This is a genomic window from Paraburkholderia sp. 40, from assembly GCF_050434105.1.
In the GTDB taxonomy this organism is placed as follows: Bacteria; Pseudomonadota; Gammaproteobacteria; order Burkholderiales; family Burkholderiaceae; genus Paraburkholderia; species Paraburkholderia tuberum.
Map to the genome: position 1 here is coordinate 928764 of NZ_JBNPVY010000003.1, position 22561 is coordinate 951324.

Annotated in this window: 16 protein-coding genes and 4 pseudogenes; 9 read left to right on the forward strand and 11 right to left on the reverse strand. The window is 61.9% G+C overall.

Going from position 1 to position 22561, the window contains the following annotated elements; genetic code table 11:
* The first annotated feature begins 16 nt into the window (after window positions 1–16).
* The 3 genes from OKW28_RS19765 (at window position 17) to OKW28_RS19775 (ending at window position 5086) form a co-directional block, all read left to right on the forward strand.
* Window positions 17–2746, forward strand: coding sequence for a hypothetical protein (locus OKW28_RS19765; protein WP_429448192.1), 2730 nt, complete (start codon window positions 17–19; stop codon window positions 2744–2746).
* A gap of 153 nt (window positions 2747–2899) precedes the next feature.
* Window positions 2900–4336, forward strand: a complete 1437-nt coding sequence (locus OKW28_RS19770; protein ID WP_429448194.1) for a helix-turn-helix transcriptional regulator — start codon at window positions 2900–2902, stop codon at window positions 4334–4336.
* A 309-nt stretch (window positions 4337–4645) separates the two neighbouring features.
* Complete coding sequence (locus OKW28_RS19775; protein WP_429448812.1) at window positions 4646–5086, forward strand: lytic transglycosylase domain-containing protein; 441 nt, start codon at window positions 4646–4648, stop codon at window positions 5084–5086.
* Window positions 5087–5260: 174 nt separating this feature from the next.
* On the opposite strand, the gene OKW28_RS19780 is transcribed toward OKW28_RS19775, so the two are convergent.
* The gene (locus OKW28_RS19780) at window positions 5261–5833 is read right to left on the reverse strand and encodes a hypothetical protein (RefSeq protein WP_429448195.1); all 573 of its coding nucleotides are present in this window, start codon (window positions 5831–5833) and stop codon (window positions 5261–5263) included.
* Between the two features lie 385 nt (window positions 5834–6218).
* Here OKW28_RS19780 and OKW28_RS19785 point away from each other — a divergent pair, with 385 nt between their 5' ends.
* Complete coding sequence (locus OKW28_RS19785; protein ID WP_429448197.1) at window positions 6219–7100, forward strand: phage tail tip lysozyme; 882 nt, start codon at window positions 6219–6221, stop codon at window positions 7098–7100.
* A gap of 25 nt (window positions 7101–7125) precedes the next feature.
* Here the strand turns inward: OKW28_RS19785 and OKW28_RS19790 are convergent, their stop codons facing one another.
* The 6 genes and pseudogenes from OKW28_RS19790 to OKW28_RS19815 all read right to left on the reverse strand — a co-directional run.
* On the reverse strand, window positions 7126–7509 hold the full coding sequence (locus OKW28_RS19790; protein WP_429448198.1) for a LysR substrate-binding domain-containing protein: 384 nt from the start codon (window positions 7507–7509) through the stop codon (window positions 7126–7128).
* 12 nt (window positions 7510–7521) lie between these two features.
* Window positions 7522–7689, reverse strand: a pseudogene (locus tag OKW28_RS19795) (IS6 family transposase); the annotation flags it as partial.
* Window positions 7690–7779: 90 nt separating this feature from the next.
* Window positions 7780–8097 (reverse strand): CcdB family protein, encoded by a 318-nt coding sequence (locus tag OKW28_RS19800; RefSeq protein WP_429448200.1) that lies wholly within the window; start codon window positions 8095–8097, stop codon window positions 7780–7782.
* Window positions 8097–8339 carry a type II toxin-antitoxin system CcdA family antitoxin gene (locus OKW28_RS19805; RefSeq protein ID WP_429448202.1) on the reverse strand — a complete coding sequence of 81 codons (243 nt, stop codon included), beginning with the start codon at window positions 8337–8339 and terminating at the stop codon, window positions 8097–8099. The genes OKW28_RS19800 and OKW28_RS19805 overlap by 1 nt, the downstream gene beginning before the upstream one ends.
* Window positions 8340–8567: 228 nt before the next feature.
* A pseudogene (locus OKW28_RS19810) lies at window positions 8568–8723 on the reverse strand (transposase); the annotation flags it as partial.
* 79 nt (window positions 8724–8802) lie between these two features.
* Window positions 8803–9341, reverse strand: a pseudogene (locus OKW28_RS19815) (IS630 family transposase); the annotation flags it as partial.
* A 100-nt stretch (window positions 9342–9441) separates the two neighbouring features.
* Here OKW28_RS19815 and OKW28_RS19820 point away from each other — a divergent pair.
* Window positions 9442–9636, forward strand: a complete 195-nt coding sequence (locus OKW28_RS19820) for a hypothetical protein (RefSeq protein WP_429448203.1) — start codon at window positions 9442–9444, stop codon at window positions 9634–9636.
* A 672-nt stretch (window positions 9637–10308) separates the two neighbouring features.
* Window positions 10309–12759: a glycoside hydrolase family 15 protein gene (locus OKW28_RS19825; RefSeq protein WP_429448204.1), complete on the forward strand. Its 2451-nt coding sequence runs from the start codon at window positions 10309–10311 to the stop codon at window positions 12757–12759.
* Window positions 12760–13150: 391 nt separating this feature from the next.
* Here the strand turns inward: OKW28_RS19825 and OKW28_RS19830 are convergent, their stop codons facing one another.
* From OKW28_RS19830 to OKW28_RS19840, 3 genes are all read right to left on the reverse strand, one after another.
* Complete coding sequence (locus tag OKW28_RS19830; RefSeq protein WP_184012647.1) at window positions 13151–13954, reverse strand: transglutaminase-like domain-containing protein; 804 nt, start codon at window positions 13952–13954, stop codon at window positions 13151–13153.
* A gap of 309 nt (window positions 13955–14263) precedes the next feature.
* Window positions 14264–14500, reverse strand: coding sequence for a hypothetical protein (locus tag OKW28_RS19835; protein ID WP_429448205.1), 237 nt, complete (start codon window positions 14498–14500; stop codon window positions 14264–14266).
* A 523-nt stretch (window positions 14501–15023) separates the two neighbouring features.
* Complete coding sequence (locus tag OKW28_RS19840; protein WP_429448207.1) at window positions 15024–15923, reverse strand: LysR family transcriptional regulator; 900 nt, start codon at window positions 15921–15923, stop codon at window positions 15024–15026.
* A 101-nt stretch (window positions 15924–16024) separates the two neighbouring features.
* Between OKW28_RS19840 and OKW28_RS19845 the strand changes: the two genes are divergently transcribed.
* The 3 genes and pseudogenes from OKW28_RS19845 (at window position 16025) to OKW28_RS19855 (ending at window position 19057) form a co-directional block, all read left to right on the forward strand.
* Complete coding sequence (locus tag OKW28_RS19845) at window positions 16025–16888, forward strand: SDR family oxidoreductase (RefSeq protein ID WP_429448209.1); 864 nt, start codon at window positions 16025–16027, stop codon at window positions 16886–16888.
* Between the two features lie 249 nt (window positions 16889–17137).
* Window positions 17138–17326 (forward strand): annotated as a pseudogene (locus tag OKW28_RS19850) (IS110 family transposase); the annotation flags it as partial.
* Between the two features lie 255 nt (window positions 17327–17581).
* Window positions 17582–19057 (forward strand): ATP-binding protein, encoded by a 1476-nt coding sequence (locus tag OKW28_RS19855; protein ID WP_429448211.1) that lies wholly within the window; start codon window positions 17582–17584, stop codon window positions 19055–19057.
* A 468-nt stretch (window positions 19058–19525) separates the two neighbouring features.
* Here OKW28_RS19855 and OKW28_RS19860 read toward each other — a convergent pair whose 3' ends face one another.
* Window positions 19526–22552: an ankyrin repeat domain-containing protein gene (locus tag OKW28_RS19860; RefSeq protein ID WP_429448213.1), complete on the reverse strand. Its 3027-nt coding sequence runs from the start codon at window positions 22550–22552 to the stop codon at window positions 19526–19528.
* Window positions 22553–22561 lie beyond the last annotated feature (9 nt).

The following is a 22561-nucleotide window of genomic DNA, read 5'->3' on the forward strand; positions in this document are numbered from 1 at the left end:
CGACCAGCCCGCGAACGTGACAACGCCGAGCAAGGATACCTTCGAGAAGGCCTTCGACGCGTTCCTCGGCCGCGCCTTCCGTACCGGCGAGGGCGAGGCCGGACCCGCGCACCTCGATCGCGCCCGCGATCTGGCCACGCAGCTCGATGCACTCGCAACGGAGCTGGGCAACGGCGGCCGCGTCACCACGGTGCCCGATGCCACGGTGGCGAAGATGAACCGCATGATCCAGGCCGCGTCGAAATCGATCCGGGTCGCGACGACAGCCGCCGAGGCGGGCGAGCCGATCAACTTCGCGATGCAGGACGTGCGCAACCGGCTGCGCGATGTGCAGGCGCTGATCCTGCAATCGCAATACCAGGTCGGCGGACCGGACGGCGCACTGGCCGACGAACGCGTGATGCGCGCCGGCGTTCAGCTTGCGCCGGTGTTCGCCGCGCTGCGCCAGTTCGACCGCATGTCGGCGGCCAACGGCTTCGTCGACAAGCTGGTCCAGCACAGCATCGGCAAGGCGAGCGCGCAGCAGGTCGGCGCGTCGTTCGACCCGACCGGACGCCGCAACCTGCTCGTCAAGGACGTGATGATCCGCCTCGCCGGCCGCATGCAGGCCGCGCCGGACGATGCCGACAAGCTGCGCACGGAGCTGGATCGCGTGATCGACGAATCGCTGAAGCCCGGCACGCCGCCGGACCGCAGCGGCGCGAAGCTGCTGATTCTCGCGAACGTGCTGTCCGGACAGAGCCGCCCTGGCGAAGAGCCGGAAGCCGACGAGCAGCAACTGGCACACCGCCTCGTGCTCGGCTTCGCGAACGTCGCCGATCCGGCCGTGCTGAAAGACAAGATGAACTATTTCGTCAACGCGTTCCGCGAAGGCCGCGTGACGATCAACGCGCTGCAAAAAGAGCTGGACCGTGCGGGCGAAATCGAATACGACCCGACTCTCACGATGCCGGGCGCGATGCCGCTCGCGACGCTCGCGCACGATGACGACGACCTCGAAGCGGGCCGCTCGACGCGCGCGTATCGCGAAGCGGTGGCCGGTTTCAGGAAGGCAGTCGGTCCCGCGTTCCTCGCGGCGCTGGCCGAGGAAAGCACGCTGCGAGCGGAGGCGGTGCCGAGTGCGGACGGCGCCAACCCCGGCGAGGCGCAGGTGAAGGAAATGGTCCTGGCGATGTGGCGTGATGCGGAGAACATGCCCGAAGTCCATCGCGGCCTGATGGCGGGCGCGATGAGCCTGAAGATCCGCATTCCCCACCTCCCGAAGTATCTGACGCATGACGCGCACTTCCATCCGACCAGCTATTCGGGGCGCGTCAACTCGCTCAGTCATCTCGTCGAATTCATGAAAGCGAGCGGCGTCGAGCGCACCAACCTCGCCGGCATTCCGTCGCAGCAGCGCAATCCGCGGCCGGATCGCAAGTACTACGCGAACTCGGAAGAAGACATCTACTACCGCGACCACGACAAGCCGCTGATGGATCAGTACCGCGAACTGTCGCCCGAGCAGAAGGCCCGCTTCGACCTCAGCATGACCGGCTTCGACGTGACCGACGGCAACACCATCGGCGACGAAATGGACAGCCGCATGCGCACCGACCCCGGCGCGTACAAGGCCGTCGGCGAGGTTACGTGGAAGAAGGAGATCGTCAGCGGCAAGAATCCGCGCGAACCGGATCTCGACAGCCCGGCCACCGCGCAGCTGCTGGAAGGCGCCGCGCAGCGCGGGCTGCCGGTGATCCTGCACTGCGACCGCGGCACGCCGGAAGACAAGAACCGCTACGCGCAGCAGGTGATGAACAACATCCGCAACGCGGTGAAGTCGCTCAACTGGCAGCAGAACGACATCCTGCGCCAGAAGGGCATTCTCGACGCGCCGAAAATCAAGCCGCGCTTCATCTGGGCGCACGGCGCGGGCATCTCGCGCTTCACCGCGGAATCGACCGATCACACGCGCAGCCTCGATTCGCTGCTGTCCGAAGAGGATCTGAAGGACGTGTTGTCGCTCGATCTGTCGTGGGACTTCATCGGCCACGACATCATCGAGAACGTGCACGATTCGCTCAAGCGCCGCAATCTCGCGCCGGAGTTGTGCGACGGCCTGCAGAACCTGCTGCGGACCTACAAGGCGTTCGCCGAGGAAGGCGGCCGCGCCGACAAGTGCGACGACATGGGCGATCTGAATCTCGCGTCGGTGCACCGGGTGGCGGCGGAAAACATCCGCCAGACCTATCTGCTCGCGCTGCGGGACTTCGAGCACCGGCTTGGCAAAGCGCTCGACGACGAGGCGACGCGCGATGCGTTCTACGAGCTGATGGACAACCACGGCAACGACAACAACAACTGGCTCTATCTGTTCAACAAGCATCAGGACCGTCTGCTGTTCGGTACCGACGCGCTCGCCATCGGCATCAAGGCGCACGGCGACGCGGCGTATGCGATGAACGTGCGCGTGCTGAACCCGCTCTACATGCTCTGCGACGAACTCGGCAAGCGCGCGCAGACCGACGGGCATCCGGACAGCTACTCGGGCATCAGCGAGAAGATCACGCTGCGCAACTACGAGCAGGTTTTCGACGACAAGGACGTGAAAGCCCGCCGCGACAGCTACGAGCGTTATCTGCGCACCGAGAAAAAGGCCGATCACTCGACGAACCGCGTGCCGGATCCGCTGTTCATGACGGTCAGCGAAGAGCGGCCTTCGCAGCTGCGTCGACGGTTGCCGACCGAGGCCGACCTGGACGCGTAACGGCAGCTCGCGGCGCGCCGGCATCGGCGCGCCGCCCCAGAACGTAACAAACCATCACAAAACGGCGTCAGGCGCGGCGGCGAATGAAAAGATTCACTCACCGCTTCACAAGTTCGTATCGCCTAACGCCCCCTTCTGGGTCAGGAGCTTGCCATGTTCTCGACGATTTACTTCGCTGCGTCTTCGGTTCTCTCGTCTGCCGGCCTTCCCGCCGAGCTTGTCACCCGCGTGCTGGACGGCCGCCTGCAGGAAGCCGCTCAACGCGCCGCCCACCTCGTCGAAGGCGACGACGTCGCCCCCGACCACGCCGCGCTGCAGATTCACGGCGACCTCGAACTGGTGCTCGGCCGCGACGAGGAAGCGGAGGAGATCTACCGCCGCGCGCAGAAAGCGATTCGTCACTCGCGCGACGCGATCCGAATCGTCTCGTGCCGCAATACCGGCTGGCAGGCGATCTTCCGCAGCCAGTTCAACGTCGCGCTGACCTGCTTCAAGCGCGTCGCCGAAGACAAGGCCATCACGCCGAACGGGCGTCTCGATGCGCTCGTCGGCACCGCGCTCGTGCTGTTCCACCTCGGCTGCGTGCAGGCCGCGTGGGACCGCGTCGCCGAACTGACGACGCTCGCGCGAGCAAGCGGCGACCCGCGCTGGATCTATCTCGTCGACGCGCTGCGCCGCGACCTGCTCGCGCAGCACCAACTGCAAGGCGCCGAATTGTTGGCGGACCACATCTACTGGCGTTCGGTGACGGTCGACGCGCTGCCGCGCGACGAACGCTCGCAGCCGGCGCTGCCCGCACACGCGGTGCTGCCGCTGCTGGCGTCTCGCCTCGACTATCTGCGCGAACTGCTCGCCTTCGCGGGCGGCAACGGCAACGGCAACGCGGCGCAGGCGCTGCGCGAGTACGCGAACGACTTCCGGAAGATCGGCCTGCTTGCGTATCACCGCGGCCTGTGCCTCGAAATCGCGCTCGCCGGCATCGCCGGGCGGGCGACGCTCGTCGCCGAGCAGATGCTCGAAGCGTCGAGCGCCGCCGCCGGTCACGGCAGCCAGCATGCGCGCTGGTATCTCGACTACCTGTACTGCCGCGCGAAGATCATGCAGCAGCAAATGCGCGTGCAGGAGTTCGCGCAACTCTATGGACGCTACGCGCTGGCGTCGATCCAGCACGTGCGCGCCGACAACGTGTCGATGCCGATCGTCGTCTCCGATCTCGTGCAGCCGGCTGCTTCGCAGCAGCGCAGCGACGACGTCAGCGCGCGTTTGCCCGCCCGCTACCGTCGCGCGTACCGATATCTGATGGACAACCTCGACCAGAAGGATCTGTCGGTGCGCGAGGTGGCTTCGCACGTCGGCGTGACCGAGCGCGCGATGCAGGCGGCCTTCAAGAACCACCTCGGGCTGTCGCCGAGCGAGCTGATCCGCCGCCAGCGCATGGAGCGCATCCGCGACGACCTGCTCGACGACGACGCGCCGGTCGCACACGTGCTCGACGTCGCGAAGAAATGGGGCGTGCAGCACCGTTCGACGCTGATCAACGGCTATCGCCGCGTGTTTCACGAGGCACCGTCGGCCACGCTGGGCCGCTGAGCGGCGACTGGCTGTGCGCGAGCTGCGCTGCGCGAAGTTCGAGTTGCGTCGTCTTCAGTAGGACGCAGGTTCACACCTTCCCCTGTTGCGCCGGCCTCGACTGGCGCTTTTCCGGCCGTCCGCGGCGTCTTCGCCAGCCGGACGGCGCTTTGTTTGCGCGCGCGTGCCCGCCGGCCGCGCGCTGCGGAGCCGATCGCGATGTTTTCCCTGCCCCGCCAGCGCACACTGCGTTGTCCGCACACTCCGCTGTTGCGCGTCGCGCGTGCGCGGCCGGCACGTTTCGTTGCGTCGCCGACTTCCCGTCAAGCGATGCTGGCGCTTGCGCTCGCCGTCGCCTGCCTGGCGCCAACCGACGCGCACGCCGACACCGACTGCTTTCTTGCGGCGGCGGCCTATCAGCATGTGAGCCCGGTGGTGCTCAGGGCGATCGCGTGGCAGGAATCGCACGGCAATGCCAACGCGGTTCGTCGCAACCGAAACGGCTCGATCGACTACGGCATGATGCAGATAAACTCGGTTCATCTGCCGGCGCTGTCGCGCTACGGCGTGTCCGCCGCGGATCTGATGAACCCTTGCTCGAGCGTCTATGTGGCCGCGTGGCATCTGCATCGGATGATGATCAAGTATGGCAACACGTGGCAGGCGGTCGGCGCGTACCACTCCGAAACGCCGGACGAACGCGATCGCTACGCACGCGCGATCGAAGCGCTGGTAGATAGGATGATGGCTCCCCTCGTCACCCCGCGCTAGTCGCGCAAGCGGTATCGCAGCGACGACTGGTCGCCTTGCGGCGTGCGTTGGCGCGTGTCGCTGCGTACAGCTTCGTCTCGCCGCGCAAACAAAGCGGGCGGCATGTCGATCGACATGCCGCCCGATATCGTTGACGCGACTGCGCGTGGGCCGTTACCCGTCCCCCGCCGACGCTTACTTGTCGAACATTTGCTTGATGGTGTCCCAGGCCTTGACGTTCATGTTGGCCATGATGTCATTGAACTTCACCTGCGTCTGGATACGCGATGCTGCATTCGTCAGCTGCATGTTCTGATCGGCGGAGCTCTGCAGTTGCGATAGGTCCATCGCGTCCTCCGCGTTGTTCAGCAACTCGTTGGTGCCCTGCGTCGCCGCGTGCTGCGCGATGTTACCCATCTGGCCGAGCGTGCTCGTCGGCCCCAGATGATTGAGCGCCGCGTTCGCGACGGTCGAAACCGCCATGCCGACCGGCGACGTCTTGCCGAATAGGGACATCGCCGCTTCAGCCGGCTTCGCAAACGGATTGTTGCTGCGCAGGCCCGGCAACTGCGCGCCAAAGCGCAAGCCCTGCGATTCGCCTCCGGTCGCCGCTTTCGCCATGTTCTTCAAGTCGCCGAACATGCCGTTGCGAAACGGATTGGTATCTTTGGCGACCTTGGGTGCGTCGGCGGGTTTGGCGGTTTCCTGGGTTTGCTCAAATGGATTGACGCCGCCGACGCCTAATCCTTTGCCTAATTCGACAGTCATCGTTACCTCCTGAATGAATGGTCCGGGAGCCCGCTTGCCGCGAAGCATCTGCCACAGCCAGCAACACGCGGCGCGGTACCGGTCCGCCTTGCGTCACCGGATCGATACGCTGTCACGTTACGCGCCCGGCGTGGCCGACGTGCGTCGTGACGCGACGAGACGGCCTGTTTTGCGAACCGGCACGAAGCGCGCACGCAAAAACGGATGCGCATGCAAGGGCCGCATGCGCCGCGCGCGCCTTGCTTCGTCATTCGGAGAACAACTTCGCGTTCACGTCATGCGGCCCCCACGCCCGCACTACAGTGGCGACGAAAGATCATCGCCGGCGCCCCCCCGAAACGACAGACGGGTCGACGCCGCGACCAACGCCCCCACGGAGAACACGATGTCCGGAACCATGATCCAGAACGGCTTTGCGAGCAGCAACCTCGGCTACATGAACGGCGTCGACGGAACCGACAACGGTAGCGGCAATTCGCAGATTCAGGCTATGGAAGAGATCCTGCAGGAACTCATTCAGGAGTTGCAGCAGATCCTCGCGTCGCAGAGCGGTTCGGACTCCGATTCGGATGGCGGCGGCGGCGGTTCGGGCGGCGTCGGCGGTCCAGGCAGCGTCGGTAGCGGTTCGGGCAGTTCGCCAAGCCCGGTCAGTTATGCGGCTACCCCAGCGGCCACTCCGCCGGGCACCCCGCCGGCCAGCAGCCCGGCACCGGGCAGTTCGGGCACGAGCGGTCCCGCGCCGACGACTTCGACGGACGAAAGCACGGCCCCGGGCGGACTGAGCACCGCGCCGCAGACGCAACCGCTCACCCAGCAGCAGGGCCAGCAGGTGGCCGCGCAATACGTCGCCAATCTGCAGCAGGACTTCGGCCTGACCAAGCCGCAGGCCGAAGGCATCGTCGCGAATCTGTGGCACGAGAGCGGCGGCATGAACTCCGGCATCAACCAGGGCGGACAGATCGGCGAGCCGAGTTCGAACATGGCCGACGACAACGCGAACGGCTACGGGATCGCGCAATGGGGCGGCTCGCGCAAACAAGGGCTGATCGACTACGCGCAGCAGCACGGCCTCGACCCGTCGAGCCAGGCCGCCAACTATGGCTATCTGAAACAGGAACTCGAAACCACGCAGTCGGGCGCGATCGCGGCGGTCAAGGGCACCACCACGGCCGGGCAGGCGACCGAGGCGTTCTGCAACGCGTTCGAAAAGCCGAGCGATCCGCAAATGGCGTCGCGTCTGTCGGATTTGTCGCTCGTGCAGGGTTGATGGATCGGGAGAGCGCCAGCGGCGTTCACCCCCGCGCGCGCAGCACTTCTTCAGAACACCCGATCATCCCGCGTATCAGCCGGCTGCGCTGCGAGGCGCGCGACCACAGCATCCTGAAGCGGCGCGGCTTCGTGCTCTTCGGCAGTTCGAGCCGCGCGAGCCGCAATCCTTTCGTGAGCGGCGTGCCGATATCGGGCACGAGCGACACGCCGAGGCCGCGATCCACCATCAGCGCAATCGCCATCAGCGAATTCAGTTCGAACAGTTCACGCGGCGCAATCTTCGCGCGCCGCAAATACTGGTCTGCCAGCTTGCCGCCGCCGAGCGCGCGGTCGTAGCGGATGAACGGCGCGTTCCTCCTCGTGACGGTTGTGGTGCAAATTCGGCAGGCAGGCGAGAAATCGCCCATTTTTCAGGGACCTCAACGAGCTGAAAGAACCGCCATCCAGATCGAGGGCGAAGTGATATCTTTGAGGTGCACGCCGGTGAGATCAAACTGGCCTTTGCGAATGCGATGCATCAGTTCGATGCCGGAGCGGGTAACGACCGCGTTCCGGAACCGCTTGAACCCGAGCATCACGTTCAGTCGTCAAAATTTCAAGCGTAACAGACCGACGCACCGGAATTGCACCACAACCGCGGGAATGTCCTGCCCCGGCGTGTCTACCGTCCAGAATAATCAGTAAGCGCCCAGGAGGCGATCCAGCGCGGCCGTGATCCGGTCACGGTGTTCGACAAGCGAACCGGTCTTCGGCCCCAGTTCGCTTAAGGGCACGGTCGCGACAAACGCCGGATGCAGGATGCACCGGATGCCGCCGATATCGAATGATGGCGTGAAGTCCGCCGGGAGCTTCCCGGGCGGAAAAGCATCAGCCTGAATCAGCGGTACAACGACGCGGGTCGACAGACCTTCTAGAAAGTCGCTTTGCACGTCGACAAGATACGGTGTACTGGCGCGGCCTCTACCGCTGTTGGCATAGACGTCGAATCGCGCCATCAGAACGTCCGGTATTGCGCCAAGGGTAGTCCGTTCTCTTCGACCCACTGGTTCGTGTGCCTGATGAACTCGGCGTGTTCCTCAGCCCAGCGACGGCCTTCTTCGGCCTGAATCGCCTCGCGCAAGGCCTGCTCGCAGGTGCGGGAAAAGTTGATGCCGAGATTTCTCGCCCGTTCATACACGTCCACGGGCAGCGTGACATTCGTCGCCTTGCGCGCCCCGCCTGTTGATGCACGTGCCATGGGTGAATTCTCCGTGCGAACAATGCGCATGTTTATCCACATAATAACCCACATCTGGCAGTTGGTGCCGTCGCGTCGAGAAGGCTGCGGTCACATGCGCAGGCAAGCTCTCTCTTTCGTGCGCAACGCCTGTCGGCACAAGGTGCAGGCTTGATCCTATAGGAATGTGAAGCGCCGCCATGCGAACCACCCGGCAAATGAGCATCACGCTTCCGAACGAAATCGCCACTACGGGCGGACCTGTCCTAGCGAACGCATGCGCATGAGGTTGTATGCGGCCATGTTCAACACGAACATCTGGTCGACTTTCTTCAACCCGCGCACCATTACCTGCCGCATGCGCCCTACGGTCTTCGCCCATCCAAATCCCTGTTCGATGATCCGGTCGCGAGTATCGACGCCTTTGCCAGCAGCACCAGGAGCAGCGCACGACGCTTGAGGGGAGAATCGGCGGTGGCAAGTTCGGGCGCTCGCTGATGCCGGACTCGTCCACGAAGACAATCAGCCGCCCTTCTCGTCGGGCTTTTTTTTAAAGGCCGGCCAGGTGCGGCGCTTCCAGTTGCGCACGGCATCCTCGTTGCGCTCGATGGCCCGCTTCTCGGGCTTTTGCGGGCTAACGCCCAGTGAGCCCAGGATGCGCCAAACCTGCGTCTGGCCAAAGCGAACGCCGTGCATGCGTTCGATGACCGCGCCCACACGCTTGAGAGTCCACAGTTCAGTGCCAAATCCATGCTCGACGGGGCTTTGCAGCAGGGCGGCGCGAACAGCCGCCAACTGTTGCTCATCGAGTTGGGCCGGGCGCCCTCGCTCGCGCACCTTTCGCAGCGCATCGATGCCGCCTTCATCGAGCAGCCGCTTCCATGTGTACACCGTCTGCCGAGCCACACCCACCGCCAACGCCACCTCGGCGCAGCCCTTGCCCGCCAGCAGCAGCCGACCCGCCGTCAATCGCTTCTTTGCTGCTTCGCTCGTTCGCCTTTGCGCCAGCCAACTTGTCTCCATGACCGTCCTGAAAATATAACGCTTGAGACGCTCAAACTTGTCATGATTTACGGAAAAATCAATTACCACCGGAGAAACTCTGTGGACCCACAGACAAACCATGGTCTACTCGCCGCAAGCCGCGAACGCAGGTAACCCGATTGCGACGTTGATCGCAGCGGCGATCGCTAAGGCGAAGCCGAACTACGTTCCTTTGGCTCAGCAGGCAAACGCGATCTCGGTCAACAAAGCCGGACAGGGCTTGCCGGCCGGCCCTTACGACGGTCAGTACAAGTCTGACGTCGCAAGCTTCTGAGTCGGTCGCTGCAGTTCGAGATCGAATGTTCCCGCGAAAGAAAACGCGGGAACGATTGCCAGGGGGCGAGAACGGCTACCCTCTCCCGACGCAGATGCGATACATCCGCGAAGTTGTTGCGGGACGACCTAACCCATGACGCCGTTGACCTAAGTCGCGCCAACCACGGTGCCGGTAGGCCGAGAAAGCAAGGTGCGTGTCCGGCGGTTGAATGGCCGCTTAGCGGGCGCATGCCACTGCTATGTGTCCGGTTACCGGTCGGGGCGAATGACGCCTCTTGGCCGAACCCGGAAGTACGCGACTTCACCAGTTCCCTCCTTATTCCACCCTGCTGTCGTCCGCCGTAGAGGCTTCTTAGGCGAAGTTTTCAGTTTCGCGTCCGCCTCGTGGCCGATGCCCCGACTCCCCGAGGCCGCTGAACGACGCGGCGGATCCGTAGCCAGCGTAATCACGATCACACGCCGCACTTAGAAACGACTTCTACATGCTTGTGATGGAGGGCGCGCCTGGCACGCGTCCCTCCGAACCGTCGCTGATTGAGCGGCCTCACGTGTCCCTCTCCATGCACGTCAAAAGCGCTATCCTCGATAGCTACAATGCGTAGCATGCCCGCTCTTCTGCTCATCAAGTGGATTTCTGATCGATCTAAGCAAAGATATGGAGTGAGATGCGATGGCAAATCTGCTTGAATCGAATCCGGCTCCGGGCGCACCTGGCAATCCGCTGAACTGGAGCCGCGCAGACAAAGACGCCGTCGGAACGGCGTACTCGCTGTCGAGCCAGGTCTGGTACACGACAGCAGGCGGCATCCTCACGGAAATCTACTTCCCGGATGTCGACACCCCTCAGGTACGAGACTTCCAGCTGATCATTACCGACGGGTCGACCTTCTATCACGACGCGCAGAAGGACTTCGACCATCGATGCGAATGGCCGGAGCCGCCCGCCTTGTCCTGCCGGCTCACATCCCAGGCGAAAGGGCAACCCTACACCGTCGTGCAGGACGTGATCGCCGAGAAGGGTTCGGCCTGCGTGCTGGTTCGCACGACACTGCAGGGGGACCAGGATTTCCTTAACAAACTGCACGTCTATGCCTTGTTGACGCCTCACATGGCGGGATACGGCGCCGGCAACACCGCGCATCGTGTCAGCACCGCAAATGGCGATCGCCTGGTCGCGACGCGTGACCATTACTGGCTCGCGCTGGGCGCCGACTGCGGCTTCGGCACGACGAGTTGCGGCTTCGTGGGAGTGAACGATGGCTGGACCGACATCATCGCAAACAAGCGCTTGCCGGTCTGGAACTACGACGCAGCAAAGGACGGATACGTCGCCGTGACGGCAGAGATCAACCGCGCAGGGCAGAATCAATTCGTTCTGGCACTGGCGTTTTGCGTCGACGAACCGACGCCGATTACGCAGAGCACGCCCAACAAGGCGCTGACCGCCGTATCCGAGGCGCTGGCCTACCCCTTCGACGGACCCGCCGACCCATACAGCCACAAGCAAGCGTTCATCCAGGGCTGGAACGACGCTGTTCGCGACCCGTTCCAGCCCAAGGCGAACATTACGGGCGATGGCAATGCGCTTTTCAACATGAGCCGCAACGTGTTGCTCGCGCATGAGGACAAGACGGCCGACGGCGCATTGGTGGCTTCATTGAGCATCCCGTGGGGACAGACGATGCGGGACCTCGCTGCCGGCTACCACATGGTCTGGCCGCGTGACATGTGCCAAAGCGCACTCGCGCTGCTGGCCGCGGGCGCGCAGGATGCGCCCCTACGCGGGCTGATGTTTCTCGCTGCGTCGCAACTGGCGGATGGTAGCTTTCCGCAAAAGTTTTTCATTGACGGCGAGCCGTGGCGGGACAATGCCTCGCAGCTCGACGAATATTCCTTTCCAATCATTCTGGCCTATCACTTGAGCGAAGCCGGTCTGCTGCGTCAGTTCGATCCCACCGGCATGGTGCTGGCCGCAGCAGGAGCATTGATCAAGAACGGCCCCATGACTCAGCAGGAACGATGGGAAGAACTCGAAGGATACTCCCCTTCGACACTGGCATCGAACATCGCGGCGCTAGTCTGTGCGGCTACTAAATGGGCGGACGCCAGCACCGCCCAGTTCCTGCTCGAATACGCGGATTTTCTGGAATCGCATCTAGAGACATGGTGCGTCGCTGCGGAAGGCTCACCGGTTCCGGGCGTGACGAAGCACTACATTCGAATCTTGCCGACGCACGTCAATGGCGTCTTCAATTTTCCAGAAGATCCAAATACCGCCCAAGTAACCGTCTGGAAGAAAGACTACAACGCAAACACCATCGTGGACGCGGGTTTTCTCGAACTGGTACGCTATGGAATTCGCGCCGCGAACGATCCGATCATCGTCAACTCGGTCAAGGTAGTCGATGCAGTAATCAGAAAAATTCTGCCGCAGGGGCCTGCCTTTTACCGATACAACCACGACGGTTATGGTCAAGGCAATCTCGGCGAGGACTGGTACGACGGCGCTACCTTCGGCGTTGGTCGACCCTGGCCGCTGCTCACTGGCGAACGCGGTCATTACGAATTGGCCGCTGGTGGCGACTCCACATCCTACATCCGCGCTCTCGAGGCGTTCGCCGGAACGCGCGGTCTGCTTCCCGAGCAAGTGTGGGATCTGCCCGATCTGGCAAACCCGCCCTTCGTCACTGGCGGGCCGACTGGCTCTGCCATGCCGCTCGCGTGGGCCCACGCCGAATACATCAAGCTCGTTCGCTCCGCTTCGGACGGTCAGGTCTTTAACCACCTGAAGGTCGTCGCCGATCGTTATCAGTCTCAGCCCGGCCACGCGCCGCGCGCTCGCAGCAATATCGAAATCTGGAACTTCAACCGCCCGCTGCCGTCGATTCCGGCCGCCACGACAATTCGGATCCCTTTGGCTGCGCCTTTCCGCCTGCGCTGGACGATCGACGACTGGGCCACCTCGGAGGACAGCGAAGCCACCGCAACGGCGGTCGGCATCTACTACGTCGATCTGGTCACGCAAGCAGCCCAGGCCGGTTCATCGCTTGCATTCACCTTCTTCTGGACCTCGAGTCAGACGTGGCAAGGGCAGAATTTTTCCGTCGCCCTCCAATCCTAAGCGATGCGTCGCCAACGGCAGACAATTGCTTCTGTGATGGAGAAACACACGACTTCATCTGGGCTTGCGATGGGCGCCGCGTCGCTCAAGGTCATGTTTTTCAGGTTCAAAGCTTTCCGCTTGCTCGCTTCACACGCTTTTGTCAGCGATACATCGCCTCGTACCGACGATAGTGGAACGCCCAGTGGGGCACGCCGAATGGTCACCCCTCGCAATTCGACCGTCTGAATGCCGCTGTCGTTGGGTGGATTGGCGTGCGGTCCGGGAAAACCTTCGTACGCGGTGACGCTCAGGCGCGCAATCAATTAGGCCAGCGCGGTCCAAATGCTTACGTTACCGGGAGGGGATTCAAAAATTCCCCGTCGGCTCAGCAATGGCCAATTGTGCGCGGTTATTCCTGATCGCAATGCACCTTGAAGTGCGTTAGCACGGCGGCCCCAAACGCATTGCTTATCGCAACATCGGCGGCGTCGCGACCGTATGCCATCAAAACGCGCCCGATGCGCGGTGCGTTGTTACGCGGATCGAAGGTTTGCCAGCTACCCCCTACGTAGGCCTCAAACCACGCCGCGAAATCCATCGGCGCTGCGACGGGGGGCAAACCGACATCGCTGATATAACCGGTGCAGTAACGAGCCGGAATATTCATGGCGCGGCATAGCGTGATGCCCAGATGGGCGAAGTCCCGGCAGACGCCCCTTCGTTCGCGGTAAACGTCCACTGCGGTTTTGGTCGGCCGCGCGTGCCGGTAATCAAATGCGATATGCCGGTGCACGAAGTCGCAGATTGCGAGAACAGTCTCGCGGCCCGGCGCGCACTGTCCAAAAACCTTCCACGCGACGTCGACCATCAAATCGGTTTCACAATAGCGGCTACCCAATAGGAAAACGAGCGTATCGTCGGGCAACTGCTCGACTGGATGGCCCCGACCGTCTTTCGGACGCGTTTCCATCGCATTTGGCACATTCAGAAGCGCGGTCGTGCTCAAGCCAACACGCCCGGCGGGCGCGATTATCCGCGTGCACAGGTTGCCGAACAAGTCGCGGTACTGCCTCGTCGCCACCGGCGGATCGGTAACGAGCAGATCTGCCTCGACAATATCCTTTGCATGCGAAAAGTGCGTGTTCAGCATCAGCATCATCGGCGTCGGTTGTGAGCACTCGTACGACAGTTCGTATCCGACGCGAAGCTTCATATATTTATCCTGTTCGTCTGATCCCGTAGGTTGGGGCCGGCAACTCAAAGGCGTGCGGCCCGAGACAGCCACAACAGATGATCCCACGACGCCGGGCTTCACGCTCGCATTCAAAAACAATCGCCGCTACCTGGCCTGAGCTGCCCTGTGGTCTGTTGAAATGAAATGAACGCCGTCTCCCGGTGGGAGATTGGGCCCGACGCCAATGCTCTCAACGGCGACGACCGTCGTGCGTGCGACGTCGAACGCAGCTAGTGACCGTACTCGGCGGGACGAGTGAGTGTGTCGAGGCGGCGAAACAGGAATGGATCAGCTAGTCGGGCCAAGCAGCAGGTCGATTGCGGCTTGTCCGGCGACTTCCCCAACCAGGTAGGCCCATCGTTCAGTAAAAGGGCCGTTGCGCAGCGCGATCCGGCCCCCCCGCGCGCCGAGCACTTCGAGGTTGGTACCGCCTTTGATCTGGACAGTCACGTTGAACGTGTCCTCCGCAGCCGGAGTCAACTCGACGTGAATCTCGAAGCCACGATAGGTGATCATTCGTTGCATGAAAGCCTCCATGTCGTTATCGGAGACTAACACGCGAACGTTGCATGGCTCATACGGCTACAGGCGCTGATCCCGTACGAGGTACCGGCGTCGTAATTCTGCTTGCAGAGGCGTTCGAGACGGCAATTGCCTATTGGTTGAACTGCGCCCCGAGTACTGATGGTCCTGACAGACGTGCCGAGCGTCGGGAAGGGACCGGGTGCCGCGAGATGCGTTCTTTCCGGCTGCACCGGATGCTTCAAGATTCCCCGCCCCTTCGACCGTGAGCCGCTGGTACCTGAATTCGCAATTCCCGACTTTCGCTTGAACTCTTCAGCGGCTGTTATGCGCTGCCGAGCCGCCGCCCGAACGACCGATGAGTTCGCCCCGTGAAGGGCGGCTTGATGGCCGACTTGTGCCCCATGGCCCGGTGCTGGGAAGCCCATGCCTTGCCGCGCGCTTCCCGATGACACGAGATGGTCATACGCGGCGGCGCGCAGCCGTTAGCACTCAACGTAAAAGCGACCTGTGGTCCGCACCGGTCTCACGGTTCCGATCCTATAAATCCAGCCAATTCCTCGGGTCTTCCCAAGGGGAATGCTTCCTTAATGTGATCGAGAAAGGCGGAAACGCGAGGGCTTAGCAAGCGCCGCGAAGGATAAAGCGCCCATAGTGCGATGTCAGGGCCATCCAGGTCACCCCAATGCGTAAGCCTGCCGGCTGCGATGTCATGGCTCACAAGCGACAGCGGCAGGCTAGCGGCACCCACGCCGAGACGGACCGTATCGCGGACCATGATCAACGACGACAGGTAAGCAACCGCCTTGATCGATATGCGCGATTTCCCCTTCAGGCCTGTGACATCCCACGAAGCAATCCGATCATGCCCTCCGCGAAGGACAGCCGGAACACTCGACTCGTCCTCCGGTCGCGCCAAGCCCGGGTTAGCCACGACGACCAGCCGGTCGCGCAGGAATACCCGGCCGATCAGGCTCTCGTCAGGATCGGGGTTGACCCGAATCACCAGGTCGTACCCTTCCTCGACCATATCGACGGGGCGATCTTCCGTCGTCACTTCCAGTCGAATCTCGGGATATTTCAGCGCGAACGTGGCGACCAGCTTACCCATTGCGATCTGAGAAAAGAGCGCCGGCGCGCTGATGCGCAGTCGACCGCGCGGTTGTTCGCTACCGGATGTGATGGCAGCGGCGCTCTCGTTAAGCTCGGCGAGGAGCGCACCGGTCCGCTCGTAAAGGGCACGTCCTTCCTGCGTGAGTTTCAATCCGCGCGGTCCGCGTTCAAACAGCCTGAGACGAAGGCTGTTTTCGAGTTCGCTGACCCTGCGCGAGAGCGTGGCCTTCGGACGCTCCGTCGCACGAGCGGCCTCGCCGAAGCTCCCGTGACGGGCGACCAGGTTGAAATCAGCGAGAGCAAGCAGATCCATGCGTTCCACCAGTGAGATACCCTGTCTCCTTATAGCATCTTCCGGACCGGACCTGGATCACTTACCTTGGAGGCATCCCAACCAACCCAGGGAGTAACACCATGACTATCCTCGTTACCGGCGCGACCGGCCGTGTCGGCCGCCAGGTCGTCAATCAGCTTGCCACCCGCGGAGCCGACGTGCGCGTGCTCGTGCGCGATCCTTCGAAGGCCGACTTTCCTGCCGGAGTGGCTGTCGTACAGGGCGACATGCTCGATATCGACTCCCTGCGCAGAGCGTTCGCCGGCGCCCGCACACTGTTCCTGCTTAACGCCGTGGCAGGCGACGAATTCACCCAGGCGCTCATCACGCTCAACGTTGCTCGCGAGTCCGGCGTCGAGCGCGTGGTCTACCTGTCGGTCATGCACGCCGAGCGCTTCGTGAACGTGCCGCATTTTGCAGTGAAGTCCGGCGCCGAGCGAATGATCGAACAGATGGGCTTCAGCGCCACTATCCTGCGTCCGGCGTACTTCATGGATAACGAGCTGATGATCAAGGACGTTGTCGTCAATCATGGCGTCTACCCGATGCCCATTGGCGGCAAGGGAGTCGCGATGGTCGACACCCGCGACATTGCGGAGGTCGCGGCGATCGAACTGCTGCGTCGGGATCAGGCGCCGGGCAAACTGCCTGTCGAAGTCATCAACCTCGTTGGACCTGACACGTTGACGGGTTCGGAACTGGCCTCCATCTGGTCAGAGCTTCTTGGCCGTGCGGTTGCCTACGGCGGGGACGATCCCGCCCAATTCGAGCAGAATCTGGCGAACTTCCTGCCAAAGTGGATGGCGTATGAAATGCGCCTGATGGCCGAGCGCTACGTCAGCGACGGCATGGTGCCGGAGGCCGGCGATGTCGAGCGACTCGTCAGCATTCTGGGCCGCCCGCTGCACTCGTACCGCGATTTCGTCGCCAGGCTCGCTGGCTGAGCTTCGAACCCCCGTCCTTGGCTGAGCCATATTAGACGAGGATTGGAACGGCATCGGAACGGGGTGTCCTGGAGGCGGACGTCAGTGTCGCACGGGTGCGAATGTGCTACTGCGCCCGATATTCGGGCGAGTTAAGTACGAGCCCTGATCGAGTCGGGTTCCTTCGGCACCTCGTCGCCTGGCCGGAAATCGGCGGCTTTCATGTTCTCGTGCAGATGGGCAACGGACGACGCGCCCGAAATCTGCACGATGTGCGGGGATCGATGTGGCAGCTACGTGAGCGCGACGTACATCGGCGTCGCATTCGATCGTCTATTCTTGGCCCGTCACTGGGTCGAACCGGAGACCGGTGAAGTCTTCAACAGGTCGATCAAGCGCGCAGCGTTCCTCGAACACTTCGCGAATCGCGCGCCTTGTTTGATTGGGATGGAGATGTGCAGCAGACAGGCATGATGTTCGAGCGAAGTCAGGGGAACGGTCCGCTCGCCGGCGGACAGCCCTGATGATAGATCAGGATTGACAGGACGGTCCTCCCCAATGAAAGTAGGGCTAGGGTGAACGCCGAGGTGTTGCCGAGCGCCAGCACGCCCAGACTTTGCGAGTACCGCGTCCGACGAGCACATGGCTTGCCGTGTCCCTTGACCGAGAGGGCGAGTCAGCGCTTCGACTTGCCGTTCAAAGGGGAAAAACCGAATGAAGGATCTCCTTGCGAACGGTGGCTGGCGGGGGATGCACGCAACCAGAACGACCAAAGGGATCGTTCAATCGCGCTCCGTTGCCGCGATCCTGTTCGCCGGCGCTATCAGCATAGCGATCGCGACCTGGGTATGCTTTCGCTTGGGAGCCGGCGTCGCGGTAGTTGGGTTCGCCTACCTGATCGAGGTCTTGCTGGTGTCACTGATGGGCAGCCTCGTTTCATCGGTAGCTATCTCGGTGATCGCTGTTGGTTGCCTCAACTTTTTCTTTACACAGCCACTATTTACCTTCCGGGTAGATGCCCAGCAGGACATCGTAGTGTTGACTGCCTTTTTTGTGACATCGTTCGTTGTCACCTTTCTCGTGCATAGGACTCGCCAACTGGCAGCGGTCCATCGTGAGCAGGCACAGCTTCTCGACCTTACCCACGACAGCGTGGTAGCTCGCGATATGGACGATGTAATTACCTACTGGAACAGCGGCGCGGAAGCGCTTTATGGGTGGAAGAAACACGAGGCGCTCTGCCACGTTGCCGACCGTCTGCTTCACACGCGTTTTCCTGCAGCACCCGAGGACATCAAAAAAACTTTGATTGAAACGGGCCGTTGGGAAGGCGAGATCGTCAATACCCGGCGCGACGGGTCGGAAGCCGCAGTGGCCAGCCGTTGGGCCCTGGTGCGAGACGAACGGGGGCGACCGATCGCGACCCTCGAAACGGGTACCGACATCACCGAGCGCAAGCGGGTCGAAGAGGCGCTGCAACAGGTGTCTCGTTTGACGTCGATCGGCGAATTGGGCGCGTCGGTGGCCCACGAAATCGCCCAGCCTCTCGCAGCGGTCGCCACCCATGGTGCCGCGTGCCTGCGATGGATTGACCGGGACGTACCCGACCTTGAAAAAGTGCGAGCCTCCGTGCAACGCATGCTTACTGATGTACAACGCGCGACCGAGATCGTCAGACACGTCCGCATGCTCGCCAAGCGGATTGCCCCTGAGATGACGCGACTCGAAATCAACGAGCTGATCAGTGACGTCATGGTACTGCTCCAGCGCGAGGTCTTGAAGCACAATGTAGCACTGCGCGCGACGCTTGCTTCGAAACTGCCGGCGGTGCTTGGCGATCGGATCCAACTGGCACAAGTCATCACGAATCTGATTACAAACGGTATCCAGGCAATGAGCACGATCGAAGACCGGCCGCGCGAACTGACGATCAAGTCGTGGCGCAGCGACGACGGCTATGTGATCGTCTCGGTGCAAGATTCCGGGACAGGAATTGACCTGCAGCACGCCGATCGGCTATTCGAACCGTTCTTCACTACGAAGCCCGAAGGTATGGGTGTGGGGCTTTCTATTTGCCGTTCGATTATCGATGCCCATGGTGGGCGGGTGTGGGCAGAGAACAATGCCGGATACGGCGCGACTTTTCGGTTCACTATTCCCGTGATCGGCGATAGCGGATCGGGGGAATAACCGGTTGCGGCCCCAGAATTGCAGGTTCGGCCTGCACTCAGAGGTACGACGCAAGCAGTGTCACCGCAATCGCCGCACAACCCAGCAACAACAGCGCGCGGACGTCGGCCGGCCCGATCTTGAAGAGGCGGTGGTGCCGGCGAGAGAGGTATCTCAAGCGACGGCTTTGGGCCTTGAACCGGCCGTCCGGCGACCGGCTATGGATGTCCGAGACGGGTCGGCAAGACTCATCCATCCATGACTTAGCTGACATTCATCGGCACCCGGTTGCGAAGGTCAGCAAAGCGACCTGCTGCCGCCGCACGCTGCCCGATCGGCAACCGACCGCTATGGCCGATGATGGGTCCAACAAAATGTTGGACGAAACGTCCCTTAACTGAGCGAAGCGGATCTTCGAATGTCCGCCCGAATCGCTGAGCGAACGACAGTTGATCGGCCGAAAGCCTCCCCAAAAGAAATATCGGCAAGTCACCCCTTCTTTCGTCTTTCGATTTCTTGTTTCACACGTTCGATTTCAAGCCGTTCGGCTTCCTTTGTTCCCCATCGTGGCGCTGTGTTCTGGGTGGCTTCGGCGGCTGCACGAATGCGTGCTTTGGCAGCAAGTTGATTGGCTCTGCGTTCGTCCAACTCCCTTATTTTGGCCGCTTGCCGCTCGGCGAAGCGTTCAGCCGCGATGGGTGTGGTTCGTTCAGGTAGTCCGGCAAGGACCACAAGCTTGTCGATATTGTCCCAGGTGCTGATCCAGCCGTCGTTGTAGGCAAACTCGCTAATCAACGGGAGGTTGAGTGCCGTGTAGATCGGGACCCAGTTTTCTTCTTCGCCCTGGCGGCGACGCACAGCGAGTTTGGGATTGAACTGGTAGCGCCCGGTGGATACGCGCAGAAACAGGGATCTATTGTAGGCATAGTCTCTGTCGATTTCGTTCCTCGCCAGCACGCCAGAAAGATGCTGGCGCTTGTTGCGCTCCGGCCGCGCGATGTTAGCGGGTAAGTGTTGCCAGGCATCGAGGATGATTTGGGTCTGGAACGCGCTGTCTGCATTGCCTCGTATCTTGCTGAATCGGGCTTTGAACAATACCCACAAGGTCTGAAACAGAAAGTATTCAGACAGATGCCGGTCGATGCGGACCAGGCGATCGCCCACTCTGACATCAATGCAGGGCGGAGCCAGGCATTCATAGATTGCCGCCAGCGGGCCAGCAGCGAACTTTGCATCGCCAAATGCCTGACGCAAAGCCCAGTGCAGGGCATTGTGACCATAGTGATCGACGGCATCGCGGTCGGCACCGCGCTCCAGCAGGGCTTCCACCAGCGCCACATTTCCTGCAGCAGCTGCGGCCATCAGCGGCGTCTGGTTCATTGGCAGACGATGATCGACGCCATGCTGGTCACACTGCCTGAGGATGTCCTTGAAGCGGTTGGCGAAGAAAGGGACGTAGCTCTTGCGGGCGAACACCGGGCGCTGCTGATCAAAGGTTCGTGCCTGCTCGAATTTCGCCTCGACTGCCAGCCACTCGGCGAGCTGCGGTTCATCGAAGCAGGTGGCATAGTCAAAGAGTTGCTGCTTGCCCTTGTTGCCCGGAGACTGCTCGCGGAAGACCTTGATCAGCAGTTCCCTGACCTTGGCCTCATCGAACACCGGCCACGGCACCGGGACCTGCTTCAAGATGGTGCGGCGGATGGCCTCCGCCTGCTCCTGCTTGCCCTGCAGTTCAAGTTTGCGTGCTTCCTTCTGCCAGTCTTCGAGCGTGGATTGCCTGGCCTCGATCCTGGTCTGGCCGACGATCAGATCCAGCAACCCGAACAGATCATGCCCTGTGTCCGACTCGATCATGTAGATGTTCTTGATGGCGCGCGTCAGCGCTACATACAGGGCATTGACGAAGAATTTATAGACTTCGAGCGACTTGTCACTCTTGTCTTTGGCGCGTTTGTAATCCAGTGTCTCGACCGCCAGATCGGTCTTGGCGATGCCCTCGACAATGTCGTTGAACTCGCCCCGGTGATCCGAGATGAAACGGTAGAGCACGATGTTCTCGTATTCGAGACCCTTGGCTTCGTGGATCGAGAACAACAGTGGCGTGGCAAAGTGCTTGCGGGCGTCGGCCTTGTCCTCATCGCGCATTACCAGGACGGCGAACTGGGCGGATTGGCGAATCTTCTGGTCCAGTTCGCGCTTGGTGGCGTCCTTGTCGGGTATCAGCGTCACTTGGCCGGTCTCGCCGCCGACGGCCTGGACCAGGAAGTTGCTCTCCCGGTCGATGGAGCCGAAGCGCCGCTGCTTGATCTTGAGCAACTGATTGGCGACGCGAGTGGCCTCCAGGCCGTTGCGAAAGTTGGCCATTAGCACGCGTAATTCCTGCCGCTCGGCCAGTTTCGGGTCCTTCCAGAACAGGCTCTTGACTTGGCTCCAGGAAAAAAAATTGGGATGGACAATCTGGTTGGAATCCCCGCAGAGCATGAAATGGCCAGGCCTCTTCATGGTTTTCAGCACGAGCGCGAGTTGCACGGTGGTGATGTCCTGCACCTCGTCAATAACCACGAAGTCGTAGCGCGGCGCAGCCAGCGCTTGCCAGTCCTGGGCAACCAGATTCAGGTCGTAGAGCTTTGCCTCGGCCAGCCAGGCGCGATACTTCTCAAACAGATTGTAGAGTTGGTCGCGCCGTTCTATGGGAAAGATCGATTGACGCACCCCCAGTGCTTGATACTCGTCGCGCGACAGGACACCGCCCGACCCGGCGGCAATCACGCCGCGAATCTCCTCGAAAGCCTGGTGGGCATCGACATCCTTGAAGTTCTGCCGTATACGCGAGTACCAGCCCGCAAAGTCGCGCCAGCTAGCCTCGCGTCCTGCCGGAACGCGGATCGACTCGACAAACTCCCGGTAGGACAGAAATACGGCATCCTGACCGCCATGCTCGAATCCGTTGGCGTAATAAAGGTCACGGGCGCTCTGCGCCAGGAAGGCGGAGTGAGTGACGTAGAGGACCTCACCTTCGGCATGCTTGAGCTTTTCAAGCGTCAGTGCGGTCTTGCCGCTGCCAGCGCTGCCGACGACAACCAAGGGAGGTGGCTGTCGGTAAATGGTCTCCTGCGTGTCATCAAACGAGATCGGTTTGTCGAGCAGGTGAATGCCGGTACGTTCGGGATGAAGGTAGCGTAGAGCTTGCGCCTCCCTGATGGCGTCATCAGCGCTGATGTCTGGAATTTTGCTCTCGTCAATCGCCGCGCCGCGCAGGAAACGTGACTTATCGTAGGCGTGATTGGCGATCACTTCCAGCATCAGTGCGCAGACTTCATCCCCGTGGCGCACCAGCGAGAACAACAGCCGGTCGGCGTCATCCAGCTTCGCCCGGTAGAACTTGCCGTGGGTCAGATTGGCGAGCTTCTTGACTTGGGCAGCACGGAAGTCGTGGCGGGCGATGGCCACGGACACCTTGTCGTAGCTGGCCTTGACGCGTGAGGTGTCGAGGCCTGTGTATTCGAGAATCTTCATGAGGCGATG